The sequence below is a fragment of the Herbiconiux sp. genome, from assembly GCF_023264895.1.
Classification (GTDB): Bacteria; Actinomycetota; Actinomycetes; order Actinomycetales; family Microbacteriaceae; genus Herbiconiux.
Window position 1 is genome coordinate 38,818 of sequence record NZ_JAHFUY010000034.1, and the last position, 6,646, is coordinate 45,463.

Here is a 6,646-nt window from a genome sequence, read left to right on the forward strand (position 1 = left end):
TGGGGAGGGGGTCAGTTCGTGCGGGGGCGGCGACGGGTCCAGAGGAGGAGCGCCGCGAGGCCGAAGACCGTGGTGGCCAGGGCCGTGCCCACGAGGGGGAGGGGGTCGAAGCCCGTGCGGGCGAGGGAGCCGGTGGAGCCGCTCGAGGAGGATCCACCGCCCGTGCTGCTGCCGCCACCCGAGCCGCCGCTGCCGCCGGATCCGTTGCCGCCACCGGAGCCGCCACTGCCTCCGGATCCGCTGCCGCCACCCGAGCCGCCGCTGCCGCCCGAACCGCTGCCGCCCGCGCCCGAACCGCTGCCGCCCGAGCCACCGGTTCCGTCGCCGTTCCCGCCGGATCCGGATCCGCCGCCGGATCCGCCGCCGGTTCCGCCGCCCCCGTCACCGCTGCCGTCCGGGTTTCCCGGAGTCGTCGTGGGTGCCGGGTTCGTCGAACCGGGGTTGCTCGGAGAAGGGTTGGAGGGTGCCGGGCTCGTGGGCGACGGGCTCGTCGTCGGCGGGGCCGTGGTGGTCGGCGGGCCCGTCGTGGTGGGCGGACCTGTGGTGGCCGGCGGGTCCGAGGTCGGGATCGTCTCGTCGGCGCACGGCCCGCCCGTGAAGACGTTGTCGAGCAGGGTGACCGAGCCGGTCCGCGCGAGGGCACGGCCGTCGACGGTGGCGCCCGAGTTGAGGGTGATCGACTCCATGGCGAGGATCGTGCCGACGAAGGAGGTCCTCTCCCCGATCGTGGCCGAGCTGCCGATCTGCCAGAACACGTTGCAGCTCGTCGCGCCGTTGACCAGGACGACGCTGCTCGACGAGGCGGTCGTGAGTGCGGATGTGATCTGGAAGATGAAGACCGCATCCGGGTCGCCATGCGCATCGAGCGTGAGGGCGCCCGTGAGGCCGGCCGAGCTCTCGGCGAAGTAGACACCCGGGTCGAGCTCCTGGTTGCCGAGGTCGGTGGTGATCGTGGCATCGGACGCCTGGGACTCGATGGCGTCGTAGGCGGTGACCACCGCGGCCTTCGCCTCGCGGGCGTGCTGGTCGTCGACATGGGTGTCGCCCAGCCGGATGCCGGGCGGGAAGCCCGAGATCGCCGTGCCGGGGCTCACCCCGAGGTCGCCCCAGAGCACGGTGTTGAGATTCGGGATGGTCCCGTGGTCGTTGGTGACCGAGGCGCCTCCCAGCACGGCGTAGGAATCGGCGACGCCGAGCCCCACCGGTGTGCCGATGGCGGTGGCCGACTGCGAGACGAAGAGAAGCGAGCCGGCACCCAGCACCAGGACGGCAGCACCCCCGAAGAGCCCGGTGCGGCGGCGCACGGCTGCCGGAGTGCGATGATCGGTGCGGGCAGGATCGGTCGTGTGGCTTCGCATGAAGCCCCCCAAGGTCCCCGTCTGACGGGGGCTCCACTCGCAAAATGCGATTGGCCTCAACCTAGGCCGGTGCCGGCCGGGCGTGCCGGACTGGGGACGGATTGGCAGGTTCGGACTCAGGCGCCCTCGATCAACGGGTCGAGCAGCACCTCGATCTGCCGGCGGGCGGCCTCCGGATCGCCGACGACGATGGCCTCGACGAGCAGGCGATGGTGCTCGGCATGGGGGTCGGTGTCGCCCTCGACATCGGCGCGCTGCACCTCCTCGAACACCGCGGTGAAGCCCTCGTAGAGCTCGACGTAGAGCGCATTGTGAGTGGCTTCCACGATGGCGCGGTGCAGTGCGAGGTCGGCGCGGATGCGACGGTCGAGGTCGGGCACGGAGGCGGTGCCGGCGGCATCCGGCGTCTCCCACGACGCGGCGCGCTCGGCGAGCAGGTGCTCGAGTCTGGCGACATCGGTGGCGTCGCGGCGGACGGCCGCGAGTGCGGCTGCAGAGCCGTCGAGCGCGCTGCGCAGTTCGAGCCCGTCGCGGCGGGAGCCGTGGGAGATGCTGCGCGAGAGCGTCTGGGCGAGCTGGGAGCGCGCGATCACGAAGGTGCCGCGACCCTGCTCGCGCCGCACGAGGCCCGACTGCACGAGCGACTGCACCGCTTCGCGCACCGCGTTGCGGCCGGCGCCCGTCCACTCGACGAGCGCGCTCTCGACCGGGATCCGCTCGCCCACCGCCCAGCGACCCGAGCGGATCTCGTCGTGGAAGAGCTCCGTCACGTGGTCCGTCACGCCCGGCCGACGCGGGACACGCGACCCGCTGAGACGGTCGACCACGCTAGACTCATCGGGATTCATCCCATCATCCTACCTATTGGACCAGCCCATGAACTCCGTCGCCCACACGCCGCCTCGCGCCACCGGCGTCGCGCTCGTGCTCCTCGCGATCATCGCCACCGCGGTCAACCTCCGCACCGCCGTCACGGGCTTCAGCCCTCTGCTCGAGCTCATCGGCGACGAGCTCGGCTTCGGGGCGGCGCTGTTCGGGGTCTTCGGCACGATCGTCACGGCGTCGTTCGCCGTCTTCGGCCTGCTCACCCCGATCGTCGCGCGCCGCGCGGGCCTCGAGACCACGATCGCGGTCGCGACCCTGCTGACCACCCTCGGCATCCTGCTCCGCGCGTTCTCCCCGGACGCCGCGATGCTCGTGGTCTCGACGATCGTGGCGTTCGCGGGCATCGGCGCCTCGAACGTGCTCATCGTGCCCATCGTGAAGAAGTACTTCCCCGACCGGCTGAAGTCGGTCAGCTCGCTCTACCTCTCGCTGCTGCAGCTCGGCCAGTTCGTCGCGCCGCTCATCGCGGTGCCGGTGGCGGTGGCGGCGGGGTGGCGGTTCGCGCTCGGCATGTGGGCGGTGCTCACGGCGGTGGCGTGCGTGCTGTGGCTCGTCGTGGTGCTGCGAGCGCGGCGCACCGGCCTGACGAACGCGGCCGGCGCGCACGACGCGACCCCCGCATCCGGTGCGAAGCCGGCAGCCGACCGCAGCGCAGGCAACGGCAGCGGTCGCATCCCCGGTGCCTGGCGCACCCCGCTCCTCTGGAGCCTCGTGCTCATGTTCGGCATGACGGCGCTCAACACCTACGCGGTCATCACCTGGCTGCCCACGATCTTCGTCGACGCGGGGGCCGATCCGGCTCTCGGCGGCTCGCTGCTGGCGCTCTTCTCCATCTTCGGGCTGGGGGCCGCCTTCGTGGTGCCGCCGCTCACCATCCGGCTCCGCAACCCGTTCCCCGTGGTCGCCGTCTGCGCCGCGCTCCTCGCGATCGGCTACACCGGTCTGCTCGTGGCCCCGCTCGAGGGCGCCGTGGCGTGGGTGGTGGCGCTCGGGCTCGGGGTGAGCACGTTCCCGATGAGCCTCACGCTCGTCAACGCGCGCACCCGCACGCCCGCCGGCTCGTCGATGCTCTCGGGCGCGATGCAGGGCATCGGGTATGCGGTGGCCTGCATCGGTCCGCTCTGCATCGGCCTGCTCTACAGCGCCTCCGGCGGCTGGGAGACCTCCTACGCACTGCTCTACACGAGCATCGGCGTGCTCGTGGTGAGCGGTTTCGTGGCCTGCCGACCGCGCCCGCTCGAGGAGCTCGCCGAGGGGGTCACCCGCTCGGCCGCCGCTACTGCGGCTCGGTGACGAAGTCGATGAGGTGCTCGACGCGGCCGAGCAGCACCGGCTCGAGGTCGGTGTAGGTGTTCACGCGCGAGAGGATGCGCTTCCAGGCCCGCGCGATGTCGGCCTGATCGGCGTGCGGCCAGCCGAACGCCTCGCAGATCCCGTGCTTCCACTCGATGCTCCGCGGCACCGTGGGCCAGGCGCGGATGCCGAGGGCCTTCGGCGTGACGCCCTGCCAGATGTCGACGAACGGATGCCCCACCACGAGCACGTGGGTCCCGAACGGCCCGCGCGCCACGGCCTCGGCGATGCGGCTCTCCTTGGAGCCCGTGACGAGGTGGTCGACGAGCACACCGATGCGGCGGTCGCGGCTGGGGGCGAAGTCGCGCACGATCGCGTCGAGGTCGTCGACGCCCTCGAGGTACTCCACCACGACGCCCTCGGCGCGGAGGTCGTCGCCCCAGACCTTCTCCACGAGCTCGGCGTCGTGCCGGCCCTCGACGTAGATGCGGCTGGGTCGGGCGACCCTGGCGCGCTCCTGGGGCGCGGCGATGCTGCCGGACGCGGTGCGCTTCGGGCCCGCCGGCGCGGCCTTCGGGTGCACGAGCTGCACCGGCCGGCCCTCGAGCAGGAAGCCGGGGCCGAGCGGGAAGACGCGGCGCTTGCCGTGCCTGTCCTCGAGCTCGACCGTGCGGCCCTCCACCCGGGTCACGCTGCCGCAGAAGTCGCTCGCGACCTCCTCCACGACGAGGTCGAACTCGGCCTCCACCGTCGGCAGCTCCACGGGCTTGCCGCGCCGCTTGAAGTCGGCGAGCACGTCGCCGCCGTACCGGTCGTAGTCATCGCGCACCGCACCACCCTACGTCGCCCTCCGCCTGACGCCGCGGAGGCGCCGCCGGAGTCCTCCGTTGCCGCCGGGGCTCAATAGACTGGGCGGGTTCGAGCTGGGCGAGGGCCCGGGCAGGGAGGCAGGCATGGCCGCGAGGATCGTCGCGATCGGGGAGGCCCTCGTCGACGTGGTGCAGCCCGCCGCCGGGCGCGGGGATCCGGTCGAGCACCCCGGCGGATCGCCGCTCAACATCGCCTACGGGCTCGCCCGCCTCGGCCGCGACGTCACCCTCGTCACCGCCCTCGGCGACGACGACCGCGGTCGTGCGGTGGCCGATCACGTGCGCTCCTCCGGCGCGGCGATCGACCCGATCTCGTTCCGCGACGAACCCACCTCCTCCGCCACCGCGCACCTCCGAGCCGACGGATCCGCCGACTACGTCTTCGACATCCGCTGGTCGCTCCCCGGCCCGTCAGGGCTCCGGATGCCGCCTTCCGAGCTCGTGCACGTGGGCTCGCTCGGTGCGTTCGTCGACCCGGGCGGGGCATCCGTGGTCGAGCACCTGGTCGCGCTCGCACGCCACGAACCCGCCCCGATCATCGCGTTCGACCCCAACATGCGGCCCTCGATCGTGACCGACCACGCCGCAGCCCTCGCCCGCTTCGAGGCGATCGCGGGGCTCAGCACCGTGCTCAAGCTGAGCGACGAGGATGCCGAGTGGCTCTACCCCGAGGCCGGCGTCGACGGCGCGATCGAGCGCATCCTGGCCCTCGGCCCCGCGCTCGTGGCGGTCACCCGCGGCGGCGACGGCGCCGTGCTCGCCACGACCGCCGAGCGCGTGCCGGTGCCCGGCGTGGCGGTCGACGTGGTCGACACGATCGGTGCGGGCGACTCGTTCATGAGCGCGCTCCTCGACGGCATCGCGGGCCTTCTCGACGCGGGCACGGCTCCGGATGCGCTCCGCGACGCCTCGGCGCTCGACCGCGACACCCTCGAGCGCCTCGGCGCCTTCGCGGTGCGCTGCGCCGCCATCACGGTCTCCCGCGCGGGCGCCAACCCGCCCACCCTGGCCGAGGTCGGCGTCGAAGCGTAGCCGGGGGGCTCAGGAGGCGGGCTCAGAAAGTGGGCTCAGGCCGCAGGAGGCGCGGAGGCCGCCGCCACCCGCTCGAACTCCGCCGCCGACTGCTCCGTGACCGGGTCGACCATCATCGCGAGCAGCACCGGCACGTCGGCCGTGATGTGGCTGACCCCGTTGAGCGCGAGCGTGGCCGCCGCGTTCGGCGACCGCACGCTCGCCACGAGCACCCGGGTGCGGGTGGCCGACAGCACCTGCGTCATGTTCGCGACCTTCGACAGCCCGTCCTCGCCCGAGTCGACGAGCCGGCCGAAGTAGGGCGCGATGTAGTCGACACCGAGCGACGCCGCGAAGGTGGCCTGCGCGAGGCTGTACACGGCGGTCAGCAGCACCCGCACATCCTGCTGCAGCAGCTCGTGCGCCACCCGGAAGCCGTCCTGCGTGGCCGGCACCTTCACCACGATCCGGTGCCCGAAGGCGGCGATCCGCTGCGCGTCGGCGAGCAGGGCGGCTCGGGTGCCGCCCGTGGCCTGCAGGAAGATCTCGTCGGCCCCCGCCGCGCTGAACTCGTCGTAGAGCCGCGGCAGGTCGGCGGCACCGAGCCCGTCGCGCGCGAGGATCGACGGGTTCGTGGTGACTCCGCGCACGAGGCCGTCCCTGAGGAGCGGAAGAACGGCCGAGAGGTCGGCGCTGTCGGCGTAGAGCTTCATCAGATGCCGCGCGCCGACTCGTCGAGGGTGCCCTCGGCGCCGGGGCCCTCCTGCACCTCGTGGCCCGCGAGCGGCAGGATGCGGGTGTGCACGGCGTCGATGATGTCGGCGGGGGTCACGAAGAAGTCCCACTCGAGCTCGGCGGGCGGCGCGATCCAGTTGCGGGCGCCGAGCACGACGACGGGGGCGTCGAGGTCGTCGAAGGCCTCGGTCGAGACGGTCGCGGCGACCGTGTTGAGCCAGCTGCCGCGGAGGCTCGCATCCGAGACGCAGACGAGCCGACCGGTCTTCGCGACCGACTCCAGCAGCAGGTCGTACTCGAACGGCACGAGGGAGCGCGCGTCGATGACCTCGGTCTCGATCCCGTGCTGCGACGACAGCAGCTCCGCCGCCTCGAGCGCGCGGGAGAGCACGGCCCCCACCGAGAGGATCGTGAGGTCCGCACCCTTCCGCACCACGTGGGGCACGCCGATCGGTGTGCGGTAGTACTCGGCCGGCACGCCCTCGGGGTGCACGG

The 6,646-nt window shown here is 72.9% G+C and carries 7 protein-coding genes; 2 read left to right on the forward strand and 5 right to left on the reverse strand.

Annotated features, from left to right (window positions below; genetic code table 11):
* Nucleotides 1–11 precede the first annotated feature (11 nt).
* Together Q0D57_RS07925 and Q0D57_RS07930 are read right to left on the reverse strand one after the other, a co-directional pair.
* Complete coding sequence (locus Q0D57_RS07925) at nucleotides 12–1,358, reverse strand: ice-binding family protein (protein ID WP_291040919.1); 1,347 nt, start codon at nucleotides 1,356–1,358, stop codon at nucleotides 12–14.
* Nucleotides 1,359–1,474: 116 nt separating this feature from the next.
* Entirely contained in the window at nucleotides 1,475–2,206 is a 732-nt protein-coding gene (locus tag Q0D57_RS07930; protein WP_291040922.1) for an FCD domain-containing protein, read from the reverse strand.
* A gap of 28 nt (nucleotides 2,207–2,234) precedes the next feature.
* Between Q0D57_RS07930 and Q0D57_RS07935 the strand changes: the two genes are divergently transcribed.
* Nucleotides 2,235–3,536, forward strand: a complete 1,302-nt coding sequence (locus Q0D57_RS07935; RefSeq protein WP_291040925.1) for an MFS transporter — start codon at nucleotides 2,235–2,237, stop codon at nucleotides 3,534–3,536.
* Here Q0D57_RS07935 and Q0D57_RS07940 read toward each other — a convergent pair.
* Entirely contained in the window at nucleotides 3,520–4,365 is an 846-nt protein-coding gene (locus Q0D57_RS07940; RefSeq protein WP_291040928.1) for a DUF3097 domain-containing protein, read from the reverse strand. The two genes, Q0D57_RS07935 and Q0D57_RS07940, sit on opposite strands and share 17 nt — an antisense overlap.
* 124 nt (nucleotides 4,366–4,489) lie before the next feature.
* Here Q0D57_RS07940 and Q0D57_RS07945 point away from each other — a divergent pair, with 124 nt between their 5' ends.
* Entirely contained in the window at nucleotides 4,490–5,437 is a 948-nt protein-coding gene (locus Q0D57_RS07945) for a carbohydrate kinase (protein WP_291040931.1), read from the forward strand.
* 35 nt (nucleotides 5,438–5,472) lie between these two features.
* Here the strand turns inward: Q0D57_RS07945 and Q0D57_RS07950 are convergent, their stop codons facing one another.
* Nucleotides 5,473–6,129: a transaldolase family protein gene (locus tag Q0D57_RS07950; RefSeq protein ID WP_291040948.1), complete on the reverse strand. Its 657-nt coding sequence runs from the start codon at nucleotides 6,127–6,129 to the stop codon at nucleotides 5,473–5,475.
* The coding region (locus Q0D57_RS07955; protein WP_291040951.1) for a transketolase C-terminal domain-containing protein at nucleotides 6,129–6,646 on the reverse strand (518 nt) is incomplete at its 5' end. The genes Q0D57_RS07950 and Q0D57_RS07955, both read right to left, overlap by 1 nt.

Coding starts and splice junctions, on each gene's coding strand:
- Q0D57_RS07925 (WP_291040919.1), bottom strand. CDS start 1,358: ATGCGAAGCCACACGACCGATCCTGCCCGCACCGATCATCGCACTCCG.
- Q0D57_RS07930 (WP_291040922.1), bottom strand. CDS start 2,206: ATGAATCCCGATGAGTCTAGCGTGGTCGACCGTCTCAGCGGGTCGCGT.
- Q0D57_RS07935 (WP_291040925.1), top strand. CDS start 2,235: ATGAACTCCGTCGCCCACACGCCGCCTCGCGCCACCGGCGTCGCGCTC.
- Q0D57_RS07945 (WP_291040931.1), top strand. CDS start 4,490: ATGGCCGCGAGGATCGTCGCGATCGGGGAGGCCCTCGTCGACGTGGTG.
- Q0D57_RS07950 (WP_291040948.1), bottom strand. CDS start 6,129: ATGAAGCTCTACGCCGACAGCGCCGACCTCTCGGCCGTTCTTCCGCTC.